The following is a 25,664-nucleotide window of genomic DNA, read 5'->3' on the forward strand; positions in this document are numbered from 1 at the left end:
CCGAACAAGATGAATCGCCCTGTGACCCATAAGGTGAGATAGTTCGACTCACATGATGAAAGAGTCCGGTACCCGACCGTCACCAAGGCTGGCACAATGCGATTGCCCGCTCGAGTGAAAATGCGCGCGACTTGAAACAAAGCTTCACGGGAGAAGCCGGCACAGTAGGCCATAGTGAATGTAATACATTGAAGAAAATCATCAGAGAGCTGGGGTACCTGGACTCGAACCAAGAACAACTGAACCAGAATCAGCCGTGTTGCCAATTACACCATACCCCAATATGAGCGTTCCACTCACAAACGTGGATGATACGCCTACGTACCCCCAACCGGATTTGAACCGGTGTTACCGCCGTGAGAGGGCGATGTCCTAGGCCGCTAGACGATGGGGGCGTATTCCATAATCATTCAATTATCCGCTGGCCCATCACACAGCCGATGCGACACCGACAAGCAAAAAGCACAGCGGATAAAAAATATACATGCTCAGAGATGATTTTGCAAGCCACGCAATCTTGCGAGTGTCACATCCTTGCCGATGATTTCCATCGATTCGAAGAGCGGAGGCGAAACGCGTCTGCCTGAAACGGCGACGCGAATGGGACCGAAGGCAAGTCGTGGCTTGTATCCGCCCTCGTCGACCAATGTCTTGGTGAGCAATTCGTGCAGGGAATCCGTCTTCCAGGCTTCGGCATCCAGTGCTTCCAAGGCATCGATCGCCTTGGCAAGGACCTCGCCCGCGCTTTCCTTCAGCTGCTTGCGTGCATCCGCCTCTGGTTCGATGTAGCCAACCTTGCTGAGCAGACTCGAGACCATGCCGGAGACCTCACCCAGCAGTCGCACGCGCGTCTGGACCAAAGGAGCCGCAGCCTGAAGAACCATCCGTTCGCGATCGGTGAGCGCATCCCATGAATCGGCTGAAACCACATCGTCACGATGCAGGTAGGGAATTGAACGGTCGAGGAAGTCCTGAGGATCGAGCATGCGAATATGCTCAGCATTGATGGCTATGGCCTTGTCAATGTCGAAGTGCGCAGGATTTGCCTTCACATCTCGCACATCGAAATGCCTGACCATCTCATCCATCGAGAATACATCCTGCTCGGCGCCGATTGACCAGCCAAGCAAGGCCAGGTAGTTCAGCAGACCTTCGCGGATGAATCCATGCTCGCGATGCAGGAACAGATTAGACTCGGGATCGCGCTTGGAAAGCTTCTTCTTGCCCTGCCCCATGACGTATGGCATATGCCCGAAAAGAGGCATCTCCTTGGCTATGCCAAGCTTCATCAGATACTGATAGAGCACGATCTGACGTGGCGTGGAACTGAGCAGGTCTTCGCCACGAAGCACGACGTTGATGTTCATCATCGCATCATCGACTGGATTGGTGAGCGTATACAGCGGATCGCCGTTCGGGCGCACGATCACATAGTCTGGAACCGAACCAGCCTTGAACTCGATCCGGCCACGAATCAGGTCATCAAATGCAATGTCTTCTTCAGGCATGCGAATGCGCAATGCAGGCTTGCGCCCTTCATCGCGGAAGGCCTGGCGCTGCTCGTCGCTCAGTGTGCGATCATAGCCGTCATAGCCAAATGCCTTCGGACGCCCGTTGGCAACGTTTCGCGCCTCGATCTCTTCCGAAGTCGAATAGGATTCGTAGGCGTAGCCAGCCTTGAGCAGTTTCTGCGCGACGTCGGCATAGATATCGCCGCGCTCGGATTGCAGATACGGTCCGTTCGGGCCGCCAACGTTGACGCCCTCGTCCCAGTCGATGCCCAGCCAATCCAAGGCCTCAAGAATCTGGTTGAAGCTTTCCTCGGTATCGCGCGCAGCATCGGTATCCTCGATGCGAAACACGAAGGTTCCATGCGTATGGCGCGCCTCGGCCCAGTTGAACAGCGCGGTTCGCACCATGCCAACATGCGGCGTGCCTGTCGGCGAAGGGCAGAAACGCACTCTCACATGTTCGGGAAGCGCGACTTTTCCATCATTTGTATCATCAGTCATGCGTCCCATTGTGCCGCGGCAACGGGACTGGACCATATGCAAACACGCAGAGCCTGAAGCCTGGGTCATTTGTCAGGCAGCATTGCGGCAAAGGCAGCTTCCTTGACACAGTTCCCTTCGAATGCTCCCAAAACCGGGACCGAAACAAGGCACACTGAAAACTAGGAAGCCGTGCCTTCTCCGGCCGCGCGATCCTTGTTGTACATTTCTGGAATGAATCGTCTCTGGTCATGCAGTCGTGGCCAAATAACGATATGGCCCTGTTCCTGCGACTTCGGGACATCGATGACTCGTTGGTTGCTTGAACCGCGGAACTGCAGCAGCAGGTTCTTCTCTGACTGGATGAAGCGGCCATCGACCAGGATATCGAGGTATGAAAGCAGCTCGGCCTTGTCCGGAGTCTCCTCCGGGCGCTGCAGTTCCTCCCATGTATATCCCGTCCAGGACCAGATATCCTTGTCATGACCGAACCGGGCGCGAATCTTTCGTGCCAGGGGGTTGAGAATCGGCGTATTCAGGAATGGCTCACCACCCAGGAACGTGATGCCCTGCACATATGGCAGAGCCAGATCCGCCATTATCCGATCCTCGAGCGCGGCGGTATATGGCTTTCCTGCACGGAAATCCCAGATCGAGGAGTTCCAGCAGCCCTCACAGTGGAATGGGCAGCCGCTGACATAGATCGAACAACGGATGCCCTCGCCATCGGTCACCACGAATCGCTTGTAGTCGGCGACGATCCGCTGGCTCATCTTCCGGCCATCCCATTGCCCGGCCTTGGGATTGTTGCTGCTTGCGCATGGCACACCAGGACCGCGCCCGGACTCGCCGCGAGCGAAGTCGCGGCTTCCGGGCACCGCATGACGGAAGGCGTGTCCCGGCTTATCGGTGAATGAAGTTGTGAATGTGTCCATCGCGTTCACTCCGCGTCTTCCCACCATTCCTTGGTCGTGCCGTCCTTAAGCACGACATGCCCCGTCTCTCCCGCCATATGCTTGGCGCGATGGGCAATTTCCTCATGCCGTCCATGAACCATCGGACGCTGGACGGGATTGCCAAGGTACCCGCAGGTGCGCTTTGTCACATTGCACTTGTTCGGGTCGCTGTTGCCGCATTCGGGGCATTTGAACCCGTCTTCGGTAGGCTCGAAGTCACCTTCGAAGCCACATTCGAAGCAATGGTCGATCGGGGTGTTCGTGCCCAGATAGCCGATGCCGATGCTTGCCGCGTAATTCCATACGGCTTCAAGGGCCTTCGGATTCTGCTGCAGGGTCGGGAACTCGCAGTAGTTGATGAACCCGCCTGAGGCAAGGTATGGGAAGTCACGCTCATAGTCGAGCTTCTCCATGGGAGTTGGGCTCAGCCAGACCGGATAGTGGAAGCTGTTGGTATAGAAGTCGTGGTCGGTCACGCCTTCGACGACTCCGAACTTATCCTTGTCAAGCCGTGCAAAACGGTCGGTAAGGCTCTCCGCAGGCGTTGAATAGACGGAATAGTGATACCGTTCCGCCCTTTCCCACTGCTGGCACAGCTGGTTCAGACGCCGAACGATGCTCAGCGCGAATTCCTTGCCTTCGGGATCCCAGGAATGGTTCTTCATCCAGTCCTTGCCATAGAAGACGGCCGTTGCCTCATACAGACCGATATAGCCCAGTGATATCGTGCTGCGGCCGTTGCGGAAGAGGGTATCGATGTTATCGCCAGGCTTGAGTCGACCGAATGCGCCGTATTCGAAAAGCGTCGGAGCATTGATCGGAGTTGCCTGCTTGCAGCGCATGATGCGGAACTGCAGAGCATGGTGGGCGGTGTTAAGACGTTCGTCGAATATCTTCCAGAAACGATTCTTGTCTCCGTGCGATTCCAAGGCAATTCGAGGAATGTTGACGGTGACCACACCAAGATTCATGCGGCCGTCCTCAACGTCCTTCCCTGTCTTGGGATCCTTCCAACCCTGCAGGAAGCTTCGGCATCCCATGGGGGCCTTGAAGGATCCTGTTATCTTCACGATGTTCTCGTAGAAGACCACGTCTGGATACATGCGCTTCGTCGAGCATTCGAGCGCGAGCTGCTTCAAATCGTAATTGGGATCGCTCTCGTCCTCATTCACTCCGTGCTTGATGGTGTAGACCAGCTTCGGGAAGATGGCCGTGTGCCGTTCCTTGCCAAGGCCGCGAATCCGGACGAGGAATATGGCGCGCTGAATCTCGCGTGCGAACCAGGAAAGCCCCAGTCCAAATCCAACGGTGACGAATGGTGTCTGCCCATTGCTGACACGGTTGGAATTGATCTGATATTCCATGGTCTGCATGGCATCATAGATGCTTTTCCTGGTCAGGATCTTCGCATAGATCTCACGCGCCTGTTCAATGTGAGAGGCGTTCCTGTCAAATGCAACATCCGCAGGAAGTGGTGCCCTGTCTTCGAAATGCAGCGACTTCGGCTCGCGGGCCTTGAGGTTGTCGATGATCGTGTCGGCGACCTCGTCAGACATGTTGTCGGGCATGACCATGCGAGCCATATCGTGGTTCTTGTTGTAGTCAAGCTTCGCATAAGGCACAAGCATCTCATCGCAACGATTCACGGTCTGCCCGCCATACTGGCTTCCTGCGATGTCCTTGATTATCTGCGTGATCTGCGTCGTCGCCGTGCCTATGGACTTTGGCGAATCCATCATCGCGTTGCCCAGAGCGAAGCCGTGCGCCAGCATGTCGCCGAAATCAGGCAGCGAGCAGTTGGTCATGGGAGTGAAGGGGGAATAGTCGGCATCGTGAAAGTGGATGTCTCCCTTGAGATGTGCGTTGGATACCTCTTTGGGCAGCATCTTGAGCGCGGATGCCTTGCTGACGGCGCCTGCAAGGAGGTCTCGCTGCGTGGCATAGACGTTGCTGTCCTTGTTCGCATTCTCCCGCACTATGCTTTCATCACGGCTGGTGAGCTTCTTGACTGCCTCATTCACATCGGTGGCCTGCGAACGCTGGATGTCACGGTCGAGGCGATACGTCGTGTATGACCGGGCGATGTCATAGAGATGCTCGTTGACAAGGGCATGCTCCACAAGATTCTGAATGTCCTCTATCTTCGCCGGCTTGGTATAGCGGTCGCGAATCTCAGACTCGACCTGAGAGGCGATCTCCTCGATGATCTTATGTTCCTGAGGCCCGACGGTGTCATCGACGTCCTTGAATGCCGATGCGACTGCATTGACTATATTGACCGCATCAAAATCAACGATTCTGCCATCGCGCTTCTCTACCTGAAGCGTGCCCTCCAAGCCATCGGCGGCAACCTTCAGCCCGGCATCCGCCTGATCATCCAGCAGCTGTGTTTCCATAACCTTCACCCCAAAACTACATCAGTGTTATTTATTCTTCCATGGCAACCTTACCATCAGAATCACTATATAGATGGTCTTTTTGCAAAGTAATCACTAGATATAGTGTTGACCGCTACTCTCAAAACCCTTCAGCGGAGTGTCGCGACATGTCACCGAGACAAGCCCCATCCCGGCCATAGTCCAAGGCCGTGCCTGGCACTATACTGTAGAAAGTTCGCGCGGTTGGTGGCAGCAGCCGTGCCATAGAGTGCAGATATAGATGATAGCCATAGGCGTCGCCCGGCAGACCGGTCCGATGCATGGCTCGTCATGTATGCATGTGAATCGTCGCGCGGGCTCCTCACCTTCCCACGTCACGTCTCATATGTCAGAAGAGTGCGCGCAAAGGCGCAGGAAGCAAGGTGTACCGATGAGGGGAATTTCAACTAGGGCGTTGCGAAGGGCTCTGGCCTGCATGATCGCCGTGCCGGCGGTTGCGGCGCTGACAGCCTGCGGAGCGGCGTCAGGCGATTCTTCAACCGGCTCAGAGGGCGATGCCGACATCTCGTTCATGCTCGACTGGACGCCGAACACCAACCATATAGGGCTGTATGTCGCACAGCAGCTGGGATACTACAGCGCCGAGCACGTGAGCGTCGACATCCTCCCGACCGCCCAGGCCGGAGCTGAGACCTCGGTTGAAAATGGCGTGGCCGACATAGGGTTCACCACATTGAGCAATGTCGCCGCATTCAATGCCCAGGGCAGCTCCCTGAAGTTCGTGTTCGACCTGACGCAGAAGCCGGTCGCGCGTTGGTGCTCGCTTGCCTCTCGAACCGACATCAAGACTCCCAAGGACCTCGACGGCAAGACCTTCGTAAGCTTCGGCTCTGCAGAACAGACAGCCGTGGTCAGGCAGATGATCAAGTCAGCCGGAGGCACAGGCAAGTTCCAGACCGCCACTGCCGGCACCAACACCTTCGACACGCTCACAAGTGGGAAAGGAGACTTCGGAGGCTTCTATGTCACTTGGGAGAACGTCGAAAGCGAGCTGAATGGCCCTGCCCTCAACTGCTTCGTGGCTTCGGATTGGGGGGTTCCAGGAAATCCCGACCAGCTCGGCTTCGCCGTCAAACGAAGCTGGCTTGCGAAGAAGGGCAACGCCAAGGCCCTGCAGCGCTTCCTCGATGCCACGATGAAAGGCTACGACTATGCACTCAAGCACCCCGACAAGGCTGCGGACATGCTCGTAAGTGGCGCGAAGGAGGCCAATCTCAGTTCAAAGCTGGTGCATCGTTCAATGGAGAAGATCGCATCTCAGGGGTATTGGACGACCTCGAAGGGGTCGACCACCCTTCCCGGAACCACCAACATGGCACAGGCGCAGGAATATCTCGAGTTCCAATACAAGGCCGGAACATACAAGGATTCTCAAGGCAAGATCGGCCGCACAGCACCGAAGGCGACCAAGCTGGCCAGCAACGAATATGCGAAGGCGGCGGCGAAAGTCGCCGAGCAATAGGCATCGGCATGACAGTGCACTCGGATCGGCACGGATCGAACGCCAGTAACCATCCACGCAGATGGCAGGCCCACACCTGGCGCACGCGCGCTTCTCACGGCAGGTCATCGACCGTCCGTGCAGCCCTTACTGCGAGCGCGACCGTCGCCCTGCTGCTCGGCCTATGGCAGCTTTGGGTGTCAGGCGGTTCCATATCGCCACGGGTGCTGTCGTCACCGAGCCAGATTGCCGATGCGACCGTGGAATCGTGGTCGACCCTGCTGCCGGCTACGATGCTGACGGCGTATGAAGGATTTCTTGGATTCATCATCGCCGTGGCGATCGGCATGGTTCTTGGCATCGCAATGTTCTTCTGGCGGAGCGTCCACGATGCAGCATATCCGTTGCTAGCCATCGCACAGACGATTCCGCTGATAACCATCGCGCCGCTGTTCATCATCTGGTTTGGCTTTGAACCGACGGGGAAGGTGATCATCACAGCCGCGTTCGCCCTGTTTCCGATCACAGTGCAGACCTATCGCGGACTCATGGCCGTGCCACGTTTCTATGAGGACGTGGCGCTGACATGCGGAGCAACGCCATGGTGGACGCTGTGGCATGTGACGCTGCGTGTGGCTGCACGGCAGATCTTCAGCGGTCTGCGCATCAGCGCCGCATACGTATTCTCAACCGCGGCAACGGCGGAATATCTCGGCGCGCGCAATGGCCTTGGGATATGGCTGCAGGCTGCGTTCAACTCCTTCCGTACGCCGCTGATCTTTGCCGCGACCTTTGTCATCGCCCTGCTCACCGCTCTGCTTCTCGGCCTGATCAGCATGACAGAGCGTCTGTGCATCGGTTCGAGCGACGAATGACGACTGACAGCGTCATCCTGACACTCCGCCTTGCTGTACTTAGCCGTGCGAAGCTGGGAGAATGGGTGCGTAGGGACAAGCTGGGCATATCGAACATAATGTGAGGAGAACATATGAGCAACCCGTATGACAATCTGGATTCCGATGGTGGTTCCTCACCGCAGGAACGTCCCGGACATCAGGAATCGACACCGGATCAGACCGGTGCATCTCAACCGGCAGAAGGCGCTCAGCAGACGCCAGGCCAGCCAGCGCATGGTCTTCCCCCTGAGGGCGGCTACCGATACGGTCAGCCACAGAACCCGCAGAACGGTCAGCCACAGTACGGCGCATCTCAGCAAGGCCAGCAGCCGCAGTATGGAGAACAACCACAGTACGGGGAACAGCCACAGTACGGTCAGGCCTCGCCGAACTATGCAAATGTCAACTACGACAATCCCGGATTCCAGAACAACGGCTATGAAGGCAGCAATCAGTGGGCTCCGAATCCGCAGTTCCCGCAGACTCCCCCACAATTCGATGCGCAGGGGAACAGGCTTGGCTTCAATCCACCGCTCGACCGCCCTTGGTATGGCATCAGCCTAAAGGATGCCATCGTAAGATTCTTCAAGAAATATGCCACTTTCACAGGCAGGGCGTCGCGCAGCGAATATTGGTGGGCCTACCTCTTCACCGTTCTGGTGTCGTTCGCAATCTCGTTGATATTCGCGGCGGCAGGAGACCGCCTTTCCACTGGCTTGAATCTTGTCTGGTCACTTGCCACCCTCGTGCCGTCGATCTCCATAGTGGTGCGGAGGCTCCATGATGCGAATCTGAACGGCTGGTGGTTCTTCCTGCCATTCGCCCTATCCGTCATAGGTGGGATCATCATGTTCGTTGCGATCATCGGTGGCGTGATGTCATTGGGAAGCATGTCCGAGGCTTCGATGGGGTCCGAGATGATTGGCCGCGTTCTTGCCGGAGTCGCTCTTCCCGTCCTGGTGAGTCTGCTTATACTTCTTGCCGCAACCGTCAGTGGCATCGTTCTGATGTGTCTTCCAAGCAAGCCCCAGGGCGCACGCTTCGACCCCATGCAGAATCGGGACATTCCTTTCTCGTCTGATCAGCAGTACCCTCAGGACGGCCAATACCCTGCATATCCTCAATATCCCCAGGCTTCACAGCCTCAGCAGGGTCAGCAGTCCGCACAGTATCCACAGAACACACAGAACTGGCAGAACTGAATGAGTCCAGTCTCTGGACGCGTCTGATTCAGGTCGCATGCCTTGCGACACCAGATTCCGCGTCGATTCCGAAGCATCCTCGAATGGAATCGACGCATTCCCATGGGCTGGTGCGGCATATCAGCGAGAATGGGTCACCGGATGCTTCACATGCCTCACATACTTCACATGTCTCATATGCCTAGCGACTGCGGCGAACTTGTGTTGCCACAGCGCTATAGCTCGGGCGCTATAGCTCGACGGATTCCTTGCCCTCGTCATCCTTGACATGGGCGAATTTTGCGGCCAGTGCCTCCCTGTTCTTCCGCTCATCCTCTGCCTTGGCATCTTTCTTCGCCTGATCGGGGTCCCAAAGCACCTTGTCGCGATGACGCTCCCATTCACCTGCGATGAGAGGGGCAAGATACTGTGCGGCGTCGACGGCCTTCTGCTTTGAATTCCCAAGCACATCAAGGAACTCGTGCAATTGCTCTCCGCTCAGGAAGATCTGTGGCAGTCCGAGGCGCTCATCGAGCTCATTCAGGAACAGGACGCATGGCAGAACCTTTGTGCATTGCCTTTCGTCCGAAATGTCGAGCAGCTGGACCATTGCGCTGAAAGCCACAAGGGAACTTGCCAGCCGTTGGGATACAGCCTCGACGCTTGCGACCGCATCCAATGCATTTCCATCCGGCGTCAGATATGCGCCGATGACCTCGATGGCCTCGGCGATCTTCCTGATCTCGTCCTGAGACCACTCGACGCCCAGCTCTCCCGCAGAAGCCATGACCAACTGTGTGTCTGCGGTCGAGGAATACTCAGACATCCTTTCGTATGCCTCGTTCGCCGCCAGAGTCGCGTCAACGATCGACTGCGGTCTGCCGGGAATGCTCGTCGCGCCTTCATAGACGAATTCCGCATCGGCAATCGTCACATCCTCACCGGTGAGCACGCGGGCGACCTCGCGGGTGATCCGCACCTGCAGATCCTCGGTGTATTTGGCATCGTTCTCCAACGGCAGCGCTGTCTGCAATGGCCAGAGTTCCAACAGACCAGCCCCCTGGGCAGCCACGTCGCGAATCGATCCAAGCAACGCAACCCTCGCGATATCGGTATCTTTAATAACGAATGTCATTTTCGCTCCCTTGCCCAGCAACCTGACGGTCATATGCCTTCAAGAGTATCGCTACATCAGGGCCATGGACAATAACGCCATGCACTTTATTGAGGTCGAAAGGATTTACCGAATCATCCCCGCCGCGGGACTCGCATACGAAACATCGATCAAAGCGCATGTGTCGCTGTCGAATCTGAGCGAAGTGATCGAAGCGAGATCCGTTTTGCGACGCAGCATATTATGCTCTGGATGACCGGTTTCCATCAAGTGCCGGAAGGTCCAGATTGGCGACTCATGGCTGACCACGATAATTTCCTGGCCCGGATGCTCACGAACCTTCTCGAAGGTGAAATCCTTGACACGCGATGCAATCTGCTGATATGTCTCTCCCCAGCTTGGCTTTCTGAGGTTGCGAAGCAGGACGATGTTCTTTCGCCGCCACAACGCTCCCTTCCCATAGCCGATGCGTGTGCCACGGAACTCGTTTCCCGCCTCGATCAAGCGTGGATCAAAGGTGATCTGAAAATCATGCATGCCCAATGACTCACGCACGGGGTCGACGGTCGCCTCGATGATTTCCGCGGTCTCGCGTGTGCGATCAAGCGGCGAAGCATAGAGCGCGGCTGCAGCGCGCATGCCTTCATCATGGGCGATGAACGTTGCGCTGGCCTGCACCATCTCCTTGCCACGATCTGAGAGATGGAAGCCTGGAAGCCTCTCATAGAGCACATGCCGGGGGTTGAAGACCTCGCCATGTCGGACGAAATTCACGGTTGTGGTTGGCACCGTTGACCTCCAATGAATATGTTCCAACTGCCTTGCTGCATGCCCTCACCACTTCCGCGGCATGCCTGGATGCCACTCGAAACGCATCATCTGCAACCTCGGAACTTCAACACGCCCAGTGGGGTCGGCGAGAGCGAACATGGTCTAAGCGTACGCGGAACATAGTATCAGACAACGAAACGGGATTCGAGACAGGAATCCCGCGGCATGCATTTCTTATAATCCATGGTTCCAGGAAGGGGCATGTAGCACCATGAGCAACAACATGAGCGCTGCGATACGAGATATCAATCATCGACTGTTCGGTGGATACGCAGAGCTGCTTCGCAAACCTCATACGGCACGGTTTGCTGTCGGTTCGGTCATAGCGTCGATGCCTTTCCCAATGGTTGGGATGACGATCACGATTTCCGTCCAACATTATTATGGAAGCTATTTCCTGGCAGGCATGCTCACGGCGATACAGGCCATCGCCCTTTCGATCGCGAGTCCACTCCTCGGAAAGCTCGTCGACAAGTTCGGACAGCGGCAGATCGCGATACCGACCGTGGTCGTCTGGGTCATCGCTGCGATGCTGCTGATCACCTCGATCACGTCGCGAGCTCCAATCTGGGTGCTCTATGCGATCACTCCCTTCCTTGCGGCGATACCGCCGTGGGGTGCCATGAGCCGCGGCCGTTGGACATATATCCTTAAGGGAAACCGCGAACAGACCGACCGTGCGCTCTCGCTTTCCGGCGTATTCGACGAATGCATGTGGGTCATCGGAAATCCCCTTGCATCCATCCTGGCCGTCGCCTCAGGAATTCTCGCCTTCTCCTTCACTGGCATGTGCGTGGTCATCGGAGCCATCATGGTGCTTTCCGAAATGACCACCGAACCGCCCTCGCAGACGCAGCACGCTCACGAGAGTGGCATATCGCGCAAGGAATACCGCGATCTGGAGGCCACCAAGGCGGCCCTGCTCCAAGGTGGCAAGAAGCAGAAGTCCATCTGGGGTCCCGGCATGATCGCCATATGCGTCACCTGGTTTGGCCTTGGTGCATTCCAGAGCGCCGCTGCCATTTCGATCATCGCGTTCACACGCGAACACAACGCAGAGCAGATGACTGGCTTCGTCTTCGCATGCTTCTCGCTGAGCTCGCTGCTGGGCGCTTTGGTCTATGGTGCGAAGAACTGGCTCATTCCATTGTGGAAGCGCTTCTACGTCTGTCTGATCGTCGTCAATCTTGGCATCGGCTGCTTCCTCTTTGCCAAGCATATCTGGGTCATCATGATCATCTATCTGCTTATCGGCGTATGCCAGGCTCCCACGTGGATCAATGGCAATCAGCTGATTCTGCACCTGGTCTCCCCCGCTCGCTTCACCGAAGGCGTGTCTTGGATGGGAGCCATGAATTCGATCGGTGCATCCGTCGGTTCGGCAATCGCTGGACAATTCATCGACATGAGCGGATCGCATGGCGGCTTCATCGTCGTGACTGTGCTCGCGCTCACCTCATTGCTGCTCGCTTTCACAGGATTCAGGCAGATCAAGGAAGGTACCGAGAAACCGGTGCTGACCCAGATATCCATCTGACGCCAGTGAAGGACTGACCAGGATAGGAATGCCATGCGCGCGTCGCACACGATGCCGTGGATTCACTATGCGACATGTTTCAATGCCTAGGCATTGAAAGTGTGAGGATTCCCCATCGCAGGCATGCTCTGGGGCATTTTGTGTTTGAATTGGGACTCGTGAAACATCTGATAGCCCAAATAACAAAGTTCGGCATCGTTGGCGTGCTTGCAGCGATCATCGACTTTGGCATATTGCTTGCCCTTGTAAGATACGCGCATATGAATAATGTCGTCGCAGGAACGATCTCGTTCCTGGTCGCCCTGGCGTTCAACTACGTGCTGAGCATGAAGATGGTATTCACCCATAGGGATGACATGGCCAAATGGATGGAAGTGAGCATCTTTGCGGTTTCTGCATTTGTGGGGCTGCTGATGAATGACGTCATTATCTGGCTCGCAACATCCGGGTTACCCGCTGGTGCCGTGCACACGATGCACGAAAAATATGCGCTATATACCAGCATCGGAAAGATCATCGCAACGATAGTCGTCGCGATATGGAACTTCATCATCCGCAAGGTGTTCCTGGACGCGCCGAGTTCGACCAAGTCCGCCGGACGTCAGCAACGCAGCATTTCGCACCGGATAGGCATGTGGTCACTGAACCATGATCCATTCAGCCCTCATGAGTGACGATCATGAGTGAACGCTTATGATTGTCTCCGCGATCGGAGGAAGGCATCCGCTCATTCATTCGATTGTGCCTCGCTCACGGTAAATTGGTCATTATCACAAGCATTACCTTTGAATCGAGGATGTCATGCCAGTTATCCACACCCATGTCAGCACTGCCCTGTCACAGGAGCAGCGGGAACATCTCAAGACGGCCTATGGCAAGGCGATCACCGCAGTGCCAGGCAAGTCGGAAGGTTGGCTGATGTGTCCCTTCGAGGACAACATGCCCATCTATTTCGGTGGAGACGATTCCACGCCCGCTGCCTATGTCGAGGTGAATGTCTTCGGAAGAACAGTTCCCAAGAGCTCTTGGGAACAACTCACGGTTGCAATCATGGAGGCGCTCAGCACAGAGCTCGGAATATCGAAGAACAGGACATACATTCGCTACACGGCGACCACGGACTGGGGCTGGAACGGTTCGAACTTCTAATCCAATGCTTTTCCCGACCGAGATCTTGAGTTTTGCGGCAAACTCAAAGTAGCATCGCCAATAATCGTTGAAATTTGACCGCCATGAAGCCAATTTCGGCACCGTATACTTTGGAATTGCCGCAAAACTCAAGATCTCGATAATGACAATGCCCATCCCGATGAATAATCACGGAATGGGCATTGTCATATGCTCAAATCAGGCAGCTATTTCAGTCAGCGACAACCTTGACGGTGAAGTTGGCGGAAATCTCTGGATGAAGCGCGACCTTGGCCGCGAATTCACCAGTTGTCTTGATCGGATCGATCTGAATGGCCTTCGCGTTGACCGCCGCCTTGGCTGCAAGGGCCTGGGCGATGCGATCATTGCCGATTCCACCGAAGAGCTTGCCAGATTCTGAAACCTTGGCGCTGATCTCGACGGTGGTTCCTTCAATCGCGTTCTTCGCTGCAACGGCATCCTCGCGGGTGGCGAGTGCCTTTGCACGACGCGCACGCTGCATGGATTCGATCTGCGCCGCGGCTCCCTTGCTCCACAGGAATGCCTGACCTTGAGGAATCAGGTAATTGCGGGCAAAACCGGACTTGACTGTTACGACATCACCGGAATGACCGAGACTGGTAACGGTTGTTGTGAGAATTACTTTGGTTTCTTTACCCATGATAGGCTCTCCCCTCAGCGACCGGTCGTTGCATAAGGCAACAGGGCCATTTCGCGGGCATTCTTGATTGCCTTTGAAAGCTCACGCTGCTCTTGGACGGACACGCCTGTGATGCGACGTGAACGAATCTTGCCACGATCAGAGATGAACTTGCGAAGCAAGGCAACATCCTTGTAATCGATGGTCGTGATTTTTGCTGCCTTCAATGGGTTTGGCTTCTTCTTGAAGGGCTTGACCGGTGGTTGCGGCCTCTTGCGTGACATATTATTACTCCTCTGAATCGAAATCTAACTGTTCCGTACGTCCATGTTCTTGATAATTCTTACAACGCCTATCTTGAATCCTCTATATTCCTTAGAACTCCGGCTCATCGCCGGAACCTCCGCCGAAATCATCCGACGAACCAAAGGAACCATAGGAATTGCCAGAGCCTTCACTGGCACTCCAAGGATCGACTCCCTGCTGTGCCGGAGCAGCACTCGCTCCACCCTGGTACCCGGCTCCTCCGCGATAGACCGCGTTGGCGTTGGCATTGCCGCCGCCATTGGAGTTGCCGCTGTTGCCAGCGAATCCTCCACGGCCGCCATCATTTGAGGTTCCGGCGCTCTTGCTGACCTGCGCGGTGTTTCGTGTCAGGCCTGGGCCGATCTCATCAACCCTCAGCTCCACAACCGTGCGGTTGTTACCCTCACGGTCCTGATATGAGCGTTGAACGAGCCTGCCCTGGGCGATGACGCGCATGCCCTTCGCAAGACTTGCCTGAATGTTGGAAGCCATCGGATTGTAATTGGAATCCCATGCGGAGCAGCGCATGAAGAGGGCATCGCCGTCTTCCCACTGCTGGGTATTGCGGTTGTATTGGCGCGGTGTGGATGCGATGGTGAAATTAGCCACCGTACCGCCGTTCGCAGTCGTGCGTATTTCCGGATCTGCGGTGAGATTGCCCACCACAGTGATAACGGTATCTCCTGCTGCCATAAGAAAGCCTTTCCAATTCACGAAAGCGCATCTCGAATGCACATTGCTGCGAGATGCTTTCTGACGAATGTAAGAATGAGCTTCGACAAGAATCGAAGATCATGAGACGTGGCGGTTTACTCGGCGTCCTTGCGAAGAATCTTCGTACGGATGATTGACTCGTTCAAGTTCAACACACGGTCGAGCTCTTTGCTGGTCGCTGGATCGGCAGTGTAGTTCACGACGGCATAGTTGCCTTCGTTCTTACCTTCGATTTCGTAAGCGAGCTTGCGACGACCCCAGAAATCGGTCTTATCGACTGAGCCGCCTTCCTTGGTGACAAGCTCGAGATACTGATCGGCCAACTTCTTCAGACCGCGTTCGTCAAGCTCAGGATCGGCAATGAACATCAATTCATATTTATGCGCAGACATCACCCACCTCCTTCGGACTTATCGGCCGCGGACTTTCCACGGCAGGAGGGTGTAGCGCGTGATTTCACAGACCTCTCCCCACCTTAGGGAGAGTCGTGAAAGCAACTTCATAAGAATACACCGAGTTCGGGACTCATGGGTCCGCATGGTCAGGCACCGGTGGGCGGCACCCTGTCCGAACTCGATTTCAGCGTGACCCTTGGAGACTCTCTGACGCACCACACGAACTACCGCACGCCGGTTCTGATCCAATAATTCCCGGAAGTCCTTGACAGGTTGGGATTATAGTAAGGGTCGTTCCTGATCAGTTCGGGATATCGCCTCCGAAGCTTCTCGCCTTCGGCATCCATCCTGGACTTCTTCTGCTTGCTCTTGGTGTCATAGCCCCTGGTCACGGATTCAAAGTGATAGAGCAGCACCTCATGCGCCCATACGTTGTTGCGTCCAAGCTGCTCTATGCGCAGGCACAAATCGACATCGTTATATGCGACTGCGAGATTCTCGTCGAACCCGCCGACCTTGGCAAAGTCACTTGCCTTGACCATGCAGCATGCGGCCGTCACCGCCGAATAGTCTACGTTCTCTATCAAACGACCGAAGTATCCCAGATCGTCTCGTTGAGCTCCGACCTGGATATGCCCGGCAACGCCGCCCAGACCGAGGACGATGCCTGCGTGCTGGATGGTTTCCGTCGGATAGATGAGCTTCGCCCCTACCACTCCGACACGATCAATCTGGCAGAACGACACCATCTTGCTCATCCAGTTCGGGCCGATCACTTCCGTGTCGTCGTTGAGGAACAAGAGAAAACGCCCGTGCACCCTGCTCGCTGCGATGTTGTTTATCCTTGAGAAGTTAAACGGTATGTCGATATGCTCAACCCTGAATCGTTCGCCCAACTGAGCGGCAAAGGTGTCGTACAGCTCGGTCATATGGGGATTCCTGCTGCCGTTGTCCACGATGACTATCTCGTAGTTCTTGTACGTCGTCTTCGCAATGATCGACTGCACGCAGCGATCGACGTTGTCATATCCGTCCTTGGTGGGAATGATCACACTTACCAGGTCCTGGTTCGAAATGGCATAGTCGATGTCGTATATGCCATTCGGCCCAGCGGATTTGACCGTGGCAGCGAGCTCTCTGCGGGCGATCATGGATTCAAGAGCATGAAGGCCTGCATCGGAAGTGTAGCTTTTGGCACTGCCAGCAGATGCCGTTGACGTGGCAAGGGTTCTCCAATGATACAGAACCTTCGGAATGTGGCAGATTCTTGCCGGAGAGGTGAGCTCGATGAAACGCAGGACGAGATCGTAATCCTGAGAGCCTTCGTAGCCGACCCGGAATCCTCCGATCTTGTCTACGATGCTCTTCCGATACACACCAAGATGACTGATGTAATTGGTGCTGAGCAATAGATCGGGAGAGAAGTCCGGCTTGAAATGCGGCTGTGACCGAGATCCCTTCTCATCGATCTTGTCTTCGTCGGAATAGATCATATCGATGTCTGGATTTGCGTTGATCCTCTTTACGACCTCGTAGAGAGCCTGTGGCGCTAACATATCATCGTTGTCCAGAAGTGCGACATAGGATCCGGTCGCTAACTCCAAAGCCGAATTCGTCGCCCGGGAGATATGCCCGTTCTCTTTTCTGAACGTGACCTTGATACGCCTGTCACTCTGCGCGAGCTGTCTGAGCAATGGAGCGACCCGTGAATCGGTCGAACAATCATCTGCAAGGCACAGTTGCCAATTTGGATAATACTGCCGTTGCACGGACTGGACGCAGAGTCGAAGCCAATGCGGATCTACGTTATATACCGGGACGACAATCGAAATCTGAGGTTTCAGCGAGAATTGGGAGATTCGCCGCTGCACCTGTCTGAGGTTATAGCGCTCGGTGCGAGCGATGAGTCGTCGGTAGTCATTCCTCTGCTTCCAAGGAGAGACATATCGAATGAGTAAGGTCTTCACCGTGCCACGCGGATGGCGGAGCAACTTTGCACGTCGAAGGAACGTGCTCATTGCGCGGGCCGGTGCCGACGTCGAAAATGATATGTTCCTATGCTGCCTGTCTGATGTCGTGACGAACTCGATACCGAAATTCACCTTCGATGTCTGTAGTTTGCCTTCATCCAGCTTCAGTATGATCTCAAAGCCAAGGGGAGATTCAGGAACGACAGGGTATTCATATGCAACGTCGGGCCGCGCAAAGCGCTTCAGACTCTTGAGCGTCATCGCCTCGGTGATCTCGACCGAAACCGTCACATCCTCGTTGTCATGCAAGTCTGCGGCCCAGCCCATGATCCGTACGGTGCCATTGCTGCGTTTCCAATCGACGCTATCGATCGCATACTTGATTCCCGCCTGCTCTTTTTCCGCATCTGGAAGGAACGCAGTCGCAAAAGGATCGGTGACATTGGCATGCAGCTTGAGATAGTTCAGAATGTCTCTGGAATCGATGGTCATATGGGATGGCTTGACGTCTGTGAAGACCGAATAGGGTTCCCAGACAGTGGTTTCCCCAGCCTGACGAGAGAGGCGAAGGCATGCGTCGATTCCTTGAAGTCCCGGAACCAGGGTTTTGTTGAATCCGCCGATGTCATTGAATTCGTGCGTTCGCACAAGCATGCATTCCTCGGTTACCGCGAAGATATCCCGGGGCAGCAGATCGCGGAAGTAGTAGCCGATGCCCTCATCCCAACTTCCGCGCATCTCAAAGGGCTGTCCGCTCTTCAATGCGCGCAGGGTCACACCCACATTGAGCACACGCCGCTGTGCATCGAAGACCTTGCCCCCGACGACGGCGACGCTCTCCTCCAAGGAATAATTCACCATCTCACGCAGCCACAGAGACTTCTCGGGCATCACACCATCAAGGAACACGGTGTAGTCAGATGTGATGGAGGAAGCATCGAATCCTGCGGAAGGAGCGCACACGAATGACACGGCATCATATTTGGTATTTCCCTTGACCGAAGCAATCTGCTCCTTCGAGTAACCAGACAGAACCACGGTAACAGAGGGCTCGACGAACTCGTAGTCGACCTTGTACGTTCCAAGATTCTCGAGCATCGTGACACGGGCCTTCCTGCCACGTCGTTGCAGAGCGCTTTCAATCGCTCTCTGACCCGCCTCATATGCGTACATCTTGCTGCGGGGATCTCCGGCCACGGAACTTGCCAACGTTCTCCAGTGATACAGCATCTGTGGAATGTGATGGACCTTGGTTGCCTGCTCGGTGGCGCGAAGAACATAATCATAGTCCTGGCTTCCATCGAATTCACTGCGAAGGCCGCCCACCCGCTCACGCAACTTCTGACTCATCACGACAAAATGAGTGATGTAATTATGGCCCAGCAACAGGTGCGGAGAATAGTCTGGCTTGAAGAAGGGATCGAAACGCCTTCCTTCCTCGGTTATCTTGTCTTCATCGGAGTAGAGAAAATCTATGGAAGCGTCAGAGTCGATCGCCTTGGCGACCTCAAGAAGGGCATGGGGAGGCAACTCGTCATCGTTATCCATGAAACCGATGAAATCGCCTGTGGCAAGTTCGAGCGCCGAATTCGTGGCTTCGGAGATCCTGCCATTGGTGCTTCGATAGACTACCTTGATTCTTGAATCCTTCTGTGCATATTCTTCAAGAACAGGCTTTATATGCCTGGCCGACGAATTATCGTCCGCTATGCACAACTCCCAGTTCGTATACCACTGAGCGCGAACGGATTCAATGCATGCGCGAAGCCAACGCTCGTCCACATTGTATACGGGTATGACGATCGAGATCAGAGGCCGATGGCCGAGCTTTTCGATCTGCTCGACGGCATCCTCATGGACGCCTTTCTCATTGTTGCGAATCCATCGTTGATACCAATCAGACTCTCCCACTATTCGTCGTTGAACGGCGTTGAAAAGAGCCCTTGCATAGCGAGGAGAACCGATGTGCGTCACCATCTGCAGCAGGTGACGAAGCTGCGATTGCCTTCTCTGCCTGTTCAGGACCCTCATCCACGAATGCAGCGCGATGCGCTTACGCTTGCGTTGACCGTTTGATTCCAAGACAAAGGTCGCCTCTTTGGTTTCAGCCGGAATCACTATGGTGAAGCCCGCAGTATCTGCAGGGTCGAGTTCATATGCCTGCACCAGATCCGGTCTGTTGGTTCGGGAGATATCCGCATGCACATCGTCGACGCTCACTCCCATGATCCTGTTTCTGAACTTATCGACCGCCCAGCCCTGAATGACCAGCACATTCCTCCCATGCTGATTCGCTGGTGCTATGGATTCGATTTCAGCATGGTAATCACGATTATTTATTAGCGCCAGCACAGGCGTCCTTCCTCTCTCTGCAATCGTCTCTCATGCATCACATTGAATCGCCATCAATGGAGACCTTGGTATGCGGCACCATCAGGGGCATGGCCGAAACGGCGTATCCTCTCATATGGAACTGGTAGGCGGCGGCCTTGATGACAAAACGCTTCGTTCCATTGTCGAATACGATATCTATGTGGAAATCGCCGAAGGCAAGGGTGTTCTTCACGGAATACACAATCGTATGGCTGCCTGGCTGAAGCACACGCGCTTCGCTATCCCTATCGGGAAGCGAGAAGGCAAGCCAACCGCGGCCATCGACGACGTCAACGCGCAATGCCGTGCTCTCGACAGGCTCGGTGTTATGAATGGTCACCGCAATGTCAAAGTCCTCGTATTTTTCGATGTATTGCTGTTCTACCCCATTGACCGTAAGCCTGATGCCATCCAGCAGCAGCGAGGATTCCTTGGCGCCTTCAGGATGTTCATTGTCCGATCTGGTCGTGCCTAGGAAGGAATTCGAATAGGCGTCGGCAATCTTCTCCGGATCTCCTATCTGAGATATCTTGCCATCCTGAATGAACATTGCACGATTGCAGTATCGACGTACGTCACCCATTGAATGGGTCACAAGAATGATGGTCTTCTTGTTTCTCTTGGCTTCGAAGAAATAGTCCTGACATTTCTTTTGGAAGGCCTCGTCTCCCACAGCAAGGACCTCATCGAGAACAAGTATGTCGCCCTGAGATTTGATGGCCACCGAGAATGCCAGGCGTACCTGCATGCCGCTCGAGTAGTTCTTCAGCTTCTGTTCCATGAAGTCCTCGAGCTCGGCGAACTCGACGATGTCATCGTACATTGCGTCGATCTCATCGTTGGTGAAGCCCAGCATTGCACCATTGAGATAGACATTTTCCCTACCCGTGAGCTCAGGATTGAATCCGACACCGAGCTCAATGAAAGGAACCAGTTTGCCCGTTTCACTCACAGTTCCTGAGTCAGGAGCATAGATTTGCGAGATGATCTTCAACAATGTTGACTTACCGGAGCCGTTCTTACCGACAATTCCGAAGAAGTCTCCCTCATACACATCGAAGGAGATGTCATTCAGCACTTGCTGAATGCGGTATCCGGTGCGCCCATGGAGCAGGTTCAGCAGGGAAACCTTGAGACTGTTCGCCCTATCCACTGGTAGCTTGAAGCTCTTAGACACATCCCGAACGCTCAGCGCGACCTTGCCCTTGCCCGTCACCGGAGTTTCCTTCGAGTTGATCGCATCTTTGGACATACTCGTCATACTCATACCAACTCCGCAAACTTATTTGATCTAGAAGAGAAATATGCGATGCCCCAGACAAAGAAGATAACGCATATGATAACAGGAATCAATTTTATCAATGGGTTGCTGAACGAGTCCCATATGATCGGATTCTCTGGAGCGATCAGGATATGTCGGGCATCTTGAACGATCTGGGCCAGCGGATTGAGAAGGATCAACCGACTCAGCAGCGGACCGTAGTGTGGGCCAAGATTCGTCGCAACCAATGACACTGGATATATGATGGGCGTCGCATAGAATCCTGCTTGAATGACGACTTCCCAGATTGGACTCAGATCTCGGAAAGTGACATAGAGGGCGCCGAGGAAGAATCCGACTCCCAGGGAAAGAACGAAGAGCTCCACGACCAACGGGAAAATCAACAAGCCCCACCAACTGGGCTGAACTCCGTTGATCAGCGCGAAGATGATCACTACGATGAAATTGATTCCGAAGTTAATCAGAGCGCTCATACCGGCTGAGATGACCACGACGAACTTGGAGAAATTGATTTTTCTCATCAAATCGCCGTGAACCACCACCGACGACATCGCGCCGGATGTCGTTTCAACGAAGAAATTCCACATCGTGATGCCAAGAAGCAAGCCGACCGAGAAGTGGGGGACATCCGCACCGAACTTCAAGAAACGGATGAACACCAGATACATTACGCTGAACAGCAGCAAGGGCTTCAGAACCGACCAAATATAGCCAAGGAACGACTGCTGATATCGTAACTTGAAGTCTGTGGCAACCATGGCCTTAAGAAGCACACGGTTCTTTTCCGAAAATATCTCAAAAATCTGCAATACGGACTCCTTGTGAATAAACGTACTTATAGTAGCTCAACACAATGAGCCGCAAGCCATGGAACTCAGTCATCTGGTCTAGAGATGATGCGGTTTTCAGCCACTTGCTTGAGATGCTGGCCGTATGGCGACTTGCCATACTTGCACGCAGCCTCCACAAGCTGGTCGCGATCGATCCACTTGTTCTCGTATGCAACCTCTTCGACGACCGAAATCGGCAGGCCTTGGGCCTTCTGCACGGTTCGAACGAACTCCCCGGCCTCATAGAGACTGTCCATCGTGCCGGTATCGAGCCAGGCATAGCCACGGCCTAGCGTCATCACGTTCAACGAGCCATCCTTGAGATACATCTCGTTCAGGTCGGTGATTTCCAACTCGCCACGAGGCGAAGGCCTGACCTGCTTGGCCATTTCGGTCACACGCGAGTCATAGAAATAGAGACCTGTCACCGCATAGTTGGATGCCGGATGCTCCGGCTTCTCTGCTATGGAGACGACTTTTCTGTCCTTGTCGAACTCCACAACGCCATATCGCTCGGGATCGTCGACATAATAACCGAATACCGTCGCACCATGCCGTTCGGCGGCAGCCTTGCGCAGCACGTTGCCGAGACCATTGCCATAGAAGATGTTGTCTCCAAGAACCAATGCGCATGGTTCGCCAGCGATGAAGTCCTCGCCGAGAATGAACGCCTGCGCCAGCCCCTCCGGCTTTGGCTGTTCGACATAGGAGAAATGCACGCCGAACTGATCGCCCGAGCCCAGAAGACGCTTGAAATTCGGAAGGTCCTGTGGTGTTGAGATCACCAGAATGTCCTTGATCCCAGCCATCATCAGCACCGAAAGCGGGTAATAGATCATCGGCTTGTCATATACCGGCAACAGCTGCTTCGAAGTGACCGTCGTCAACGGGTACAGCCTTGTTCCCGAACCGCCGGCCAGAATAATGCCCTTCATACCGATCTCCTCAGAATATTCGTTTTGCGCCTCAGGCAAGTGTACGCACAAAAACCCGTACGCCTTCATACGACTGAGAGAATTTTACCCTTTCCCTTACAAATCTAGTCATGAGCTTTCTGCTACTCTGATGCGTATTGTTCATCTCATGAGAAGGAACGATGAAGGTATTTCGACTCACTAAGACACGGTCATGCACCGTTGCGGTTCTTTTCGCTGCAATACTCATCTATTCCGGCGGCGAGCTCTGGCAGACCTTGACATGGCCTCCGTTCTTCAGTTTCGACGAAACTCTTGAGGTCGATTATGTGTACCAGCTCACACAAGGTCATTTGCCGACCTTCTTCGGCGGAGCGCAGTTCAATCCGCTCAAGCTTGCCTACCCGTACAACGTGCAGTGGAGGTATCAGCACCCGCCCCTCTTCTACCTTCTGGAGACCCCGTTCTTTAAGCTGGGAGACACGCTGAATCATCCAATTCGCGGAATCTGGCTTATGCGAGCTTTCGTGTATCTTCTGGGCATCACGCTCATTCTGGTCTCATTCTGGGTTGCGCGTTGGGCTTTCGGCCGAAGCAGCAAGGCAACATACATCGTTCCACTACTCGTCGCATCGAATCGTTGCCTTCCTTCCGTGGTCTTCAACTACACCCTTGCAACCCTCTGGGTGGCTCTTCTCTTCGGCTGCACGTGCAAGATCATACGCACGTTCCCACGAAAGCTTTCCTCGTCCACGAGATTCTTCTGGGTGGCAGTCGTGGCACTTGCACCCTTGACGCGCCTGTCAACGATTCCGATAATGATGCTGTGCTGTGGCGCAGTAGCAATCCTGATGATAATCCGGCACTCGCAAGCCACACTGAGGGACTGGCTTCACTTGGTCATCCTTCCTGTGGTCATCGCAGTGCTGTCATCATCATGGTTCTACATTCGTCTTCACAGAATGTCGGGCAACTTCACGGGATCCCAGCCAGCCTGGTCGGCGTCTCATCTTGGCCGTACGACTGATATAAGCCTTCTCAAGGCAATCCACCACGGCCTCGTTCTATAAGAATTCCCTGGCACAATATCATAATATGAGCTCGATCAATTCGACCCGCTACGGTTGGCTTGCTGTCTTCTCTCTCACGCTCATTCCCCTTCTTCTTGGGGTCATGGCATATGTCAGAAGAATCGTCTCCAACGTCAGGCAGCACGATCAACGGAACGGATCGCTGACCGAGAACGCTCTCATCATCTTGCTGTGCACGTTTGCGTTCTTCGGGACTACGGTCCAGCAGCTGCTGTTCTACAAGCAGGGTGGCAGCGATAACTCAGTATACTTCAGCCTCATCAGCATCGTCTTCGCACTGACCATCGCTGCTGGATTCTGTCAGTTCAAGAAGCTCTACAGGCTGCTCGTCCCGGCATGGCTCATCATTCATCTTGCGTTCTTCATGCTCGAAGTGCGGATCAAATGGCCGTTCTCCACAAACCAGCCTCTCCATGGTTCAGGATTCGTCACTCATGCTCTGGTTTTCATTGGACTAGCATTGGTCGGCGTTGGCACAATCATGGCTATATTGTTAGTAGCGAAAAACGCGAACGCTGCAGATACCTTGACCGAGAACAATGACAATCCCAAAATTTCAAAGGAACAGAATGAAGCTCTTCATACAAATTCCATGCCTTAATGAGGAGCAAACGCTTCCTCTGGTATTGAAGAAGATTCCCAAGGCGATTCCAGGAGTCGATGATATCGAGCTCATGATCGTAGACGATGGCTGCTCCGACAACACCGTCGAGGTGGCTCGTCGCTTGGGTGTAAGGCATGTCGTCCACCATGCGAAGCCTATGGGACTGGCCCGGGCCTTTCGCGATGGCGTTGACTACGCATTGAAGCATGGTGCTGACATCGTCGTGAACACTGACGGCGACAACCAGTACCCCAGTGAGATGATTGGCGAGCTGGCGCAGCCCGTGATCCGTGGCGAAGCCGAAATCGTGGTCGGAGATCGTCAGACTTCGAAAATCAAGGAATTCTCAATGTTCAAGCGTCTGATGCAACGCTTCGGATCCTGGGTGGTGAACAAGGCTGCCGGCACGCATATTCCCGATGCCGCAAGCGGTTTCAGGGCCTATTCCCGCACGGCGCTCATGCAGCTGAACATCGTGACCGAATTCAGCTATTGCATGGAAACGATCATCCAGGCGGGCAACAAGCGTCTGGCAATCACCAGCTATGCGATAACCACCAACCCAAAGACCCGCGAATCGCGTCTCTTCACCAACATATTCGAGCACATGGCGAAGTCGGGCGGCGCCATCGTCCGCAGCTTCCTGATGTTCAAGGCCCATGTAATATTTCTGTGGTCGACCGTGATATTCGGCATCCTCGGTCTCTTCCCCTTCGTTCGCTATCTTGCGTATCTTGTCGAGGGTGAGAGCAGAGGTCACATCCAGTCGCTCCTTGCAGGAACCACTCTGCTGACGTGCGCCCTCATCTCACTCGCGCTGCTGATCATCTCTGAGGTGCAGCGCATCCAGCGCAAGCTTGTCGAGGACGAACTCGAACGAACCAAGGAAATCATGTACTCGAAGCCTTACCAGAAAATCTGGGAGCAGGAGAGAGCGGATTCGGCACGACCCATTGACGAACCGTCTTCGTCCACGGTCTGAATCGGAATCCACACGCTAAGGAATCACAC

The 25,664-nt window shown here is 54.6% G+C and carries 22 protein-coding genes and 2 tRNA genes; 9 read left to right on the forward strand and 15 right to left on the reverse strand.

Annotated features, from left to right (window positions below; genetic code table 11):
- Window positions 1–209: 209 nt before the first annotated feature.
- The 5 genes from QN062_RS05180 to nrdD form a co-directional block, all read right to left on the reverse strand.
- Window positions 210–281 (reverse strand) — tRNA-Gln (locus QN062_RS05180).
- Between the two features lie 41 nt (window positions 282–322).
- Window positions 323–395 (reverse strand) — tRNA-Glu (locus QN062_RS05185).
- A 93-nt stretch (window positions 396–488) separates the two neighbouring features.
- Complete coding sequence (gltX, locus tag QN062_RS05190; protein ID WP_369340787.1) at window positions 489–2,012, reverse strand: glutamate--tRNA ligase; 1,524 nt, start codon at window positions 2,010–2,012, stop codon at window positions 489–491.
- A gap of 161 nt (window positions 2,013–2,173) precedes the next feature.
- A complete protein-coding gene (gene nrdG / locus QN062_RS05195; protein WP_369340788.1) occupies window positions 2,174–2,926 on the reverse strand; it encodes an anaerobic ribonucleoside-triphosphate reductase activating protein in 753 nt (250 codons plus the stop codon).
- 5 nt (window positions 2,927–2,931) lie between these two features.
- Window positions 2,932–5,343 carry an anaerobic ribonucleoside-triphosphate reductase gene (gene nrdD, locus QN062_RS05200; RefSeq protein ID WP_369340789.1) on the reverse strand — a complete coding sequence of 804 codons (2,412 nt, stop codon included), beginning with the start codon at window positions 5,341–5,343 and terminating at the stop codon, window positions 2,932–2,934.
- Window positions 5,344–5,755: 412 nt separating this feature from the next.
- Here nrdD and QN062_RS05205 point away from each other — a divergent pair, with 412 nt between their 5' ends.
- The 3 genes from QN062_RS05205 (at window position 5,756) to QN062_RS05215 (ending at window position 8,924) form a co-directional block, all read left to right on the forward strand.
- The gene (locus tag QN062_RS05205) at window positions 5,756–6,847 is read left to right on the forward strand and encodes an ABC transporter substrate-binding protein (RefSeq protein WP_394854689.1); all 1,092 of its coding nucleotides are present in this window, start codon (window positions 5,756–5,758) and stop codon (window positions 6,845–6,847) included.
- Window positions 6,848–6,855: 8 nt separating this feature from the next.
- Window positions 6,856–7,701, forward strand: a complete 846-nt coding sequence (locus tag QN062_RS05210) for an ABC transporter permease (protein ID WP_369340790.1) — start codon at window positions 6,856–6,858, stop codon at window positions 7,699–7,701.
- 113 nt (window positions 7,702–7,814) lie between these two features.
- The gene (locus tag QN062_RS05215) at window positions 7,815–8,924 is read left to right on the forward strand and encodes a DUF805 domain-containing protein (RefSeq protein WP_369340791.1); all 1,110 of its coding nucleotides are present in this window, start codon (window positions 7,815–7,817) and stop codon (window positions 8,922–8,924) included.
- Between the two features lie 229 nt (window positions 8,925–9,153).
- On the opposite strand, the gene QN062_RS05220 is transcribed toward QN062_RS05215, so the two are convergent.
- Together QN062_RS05220 and QN062_RS05225 are read right to left on the reverse strand one after the other, a co-directional pair.
- The gene (locus tag QN062_RS05220; RefSeq protein ID WP_369340792.1) at window positions 9,154–10,038 is read right to left on the reverse strand and encodes a hypothetical protein; all 885 of its coding nucleotides are present in this window, start codon (window positions 10,036–10,038) and stop codon (window positions 9,154–9,156) included.
- A gap of 105 nt (window positions 10,039–10,143) precedes the next feature.
- Window positions 10,144–10,806, reverse strand: a complete 663-nt coding sequence (locus QN062_RS05225) for a histidine phosphatase family protein (protein WP_369340793.1) — start codon at window positions 10,804–10,806, stop codon at window positions 10,144–10,146.
- A gap of 253 nt (window positions 10,807–11,059) precedes the next feature.
- On the opposite strand from QN062_RS05225, the gene QN062_RS05230 reads away from it, so the two are divergent.
- The 3 genes from QN062_RS05230 (at window position 11,060) to QN062_RS05240 (ending at window position 13,534) form a co-directional block, all read left to right on the forward strand.
- The gene (locus QN062_RS05230) at window positions 11,060–12,385 is read left to right on the forward strand and encodes an MFS transporter (RefSeq protein WP_369340794.1); all 1,326 of its coding nucleotides are present in this window, start codon (window positions 11,060–11,062) and stop codon (window positions 12,383–12,385) included.
- A 149-nt stretch (window positions 12,386–12,534) separates the two neighbouring features.
- Window positions 12,535–13,059: a GtrA family protein gene (locus QN062_RS05235; protein WP_404984238.1), complete on the forward strand. Its 525-nt coding sequence runs from the start codon at window positions 12,535–12,537 to the stop codon at window positions 13,057–13,059.
- Window positions 13,060–13,186: 127 nt separating this feature from the next.
- On the forward strand, window positions 13,187–13,534 hold the full coding sequence (locus QN062_RS05240) for a phenylpyruvate tautomerase MIF-related protein (RefSeq protein WP_369340796.1): 348 nt from the start codon (window positions 13,187–13,189) through the stop codon (window positions 13,532–13,534).
- A gap of 211 nt (window positions 13,535–13,745) precedes the next feature.
- Here the strand turns inward: QN062_RS05240 and rplI are convergent, their stop codons facing one another.
- The 8 genes from rplI to rfbA form a co-directional block, all read right to left on the reverse strand.
- Window positions 13,746–14,195 carry a 50S ribosomal protein L9 gene (gene rplI / locus QN062_RS05245; protein ID WP_369340797.1) on the reverse strand — a complete coding sequence of 150 codons (450 nt, stop codon included), beginning with the start codon at window positions 14,193–14,195 and terminating at the stop codon, window positions 13,746–13,748.
- Window positions 14,196–14,209: 14 nt separating this feature from the next.
- Window positions 14,210–14,458, reverse strand: a complete 249-nt coding sequence (rpsR, locus tag QN062_RS05250) for a 30S ribosomal protein S18 (RefSeq protein WP_094692422.1) — start codon at window positions 14,456–14,458, stop codon at window positions 14,210–14,212.
- Window positions 14,459–14,549: 91 nt separating this feature from the next.
- Window positions 14,550–15,173 carry a single-stranded DNA-binding protein gene (locus QN062_RS05255; protein ID WP_369340798.1) on the reverse strand — a complete coding sequence of 208 codons (624 nt, stop codon included), beginning with the start codon at window positions 15,171–15,173 and terminating at the stop codon, window positions 14,550–14,552.
- Window positions 15,174–15,289: 116 nt separating this feature from the next.
- Entirely contained in the window at window positions 15,290–15,586 is a 297-nt protein-coding gene (gene rpsF / locus QN062_RS05260; RefSeq protein ID WP_369340799.1) for a 30S ribosomal protein S6, read from the reverse strand.
- A 227-nt stretch (window positions 15,587–15,813) separates the two neighbouring features.
- The gene (locus tag QN062_RS05265) at window positions 15,814–19,911 is read right to left on the reverse strand and encodes a glycosyltransferase (protein WP_369340800.1); all 4,098 of its coding nucleotides are present in this window, start codon (window positions 19,909–19,911) and stop codon (window positions 15,814–15,816) included.
- Window positions 19,912–19,948: 37 nt separating this feature from the next.
- Window positions 19,949–21,184, reverse strand: coding sequence for an ABC transporter ATP-binding protein (locus QN062_RS05270; RefSeq protein WP_394854742.1), 1,236 nt, complete (start codon window positions 21,182–21,184; stop codon window positions 19,949–19,951).
- An 11-nt stretch (window positions 21,185–21,195) separates the two neighbouring features.
- The gene (locus QN062_RS05275; protein ID WP_369340801.1) at window positions 21,196–22,023 is read right to left on the reverse strand and encodes an ABC transporter permease; all 828 of its coding nucleotides are present in this window, start codon (window positions 22,021–22,023) and stop codon (window positions 21,196–21,198) included.
- 65 nt (window positions 22,024–22,088) lie between these two features.
- Window positions 22,089–22,979, reverse strand: coding sequence for a glucose-1-phosphate thymidylyltransferase RfbA (gene rfbA, locus QN062_RS05280; protein ID WP_369340802.1), 891 nt, complete (start codon window positions 22,977–22,979; stop codon window positions 22,089–22,091).
- Window positions 22,980–23,140: 161 nt separating this feature from the next.
- Between rfbA and QN062_RS05285 the strand changes: the two genes are divergently transcribed.
- The 3 genes from QN062_RS05285 to QN062_RS05295 are packed head-to-tail and all read left to right on the forward strand — an operon-like array spanning window position 23,141 to window position 25,635.
- A complete protein-coding gene (locus QN062_RS05285) occupies window positions 23,141–24,028 on the forward strand; it encodes a hypothetical protein (protein WP_369340803.1) in 888 nt (295 codons plus the stop codon).
- A 25-nt stretch (window positions 24,029–24,053) separates the two neighbouring features.
- Complete coding sequence (locus tag QN062_RS05290) at window positions 24,054–24,650, forward strand: hypothetical protein (RefSeq protein ID WP_369340804.1); 597 nt, start codon at window positions 24,054–24,056, stop codon at window positions 24,648–24,650.
- On the forward strand, window positions 24,619–25,635 hold the full coding sequence (locus QN062_RS05295) for a glycosyltransferase family 2 protein (RefSeq protein ID WP_369340805.1): 1,017 nt from the start codon (window positions 24,619–24,621) through the stop codon (window positions 25,633–25,635). The genes QN062_RS05290 and QN062_RS05295 overlap by 32 nt, the downstream gene beginning before the upstream one ends.
- Window positions 25,636–25,664 lie beyond the last annotated feature (29 nt).

The sequence above is a fragment of the Bifidobacterium sp. WK012_4_13 genome, from assembly GCF_041080835.1.
Taxonomy (GTDB): domain Bacteria; phylum Actinomycetota; class Actinomycetes; order Actinomycetales; family Bifidobacteriaceae; genus Bombiscardovia; species Bombiscardovia fermentum.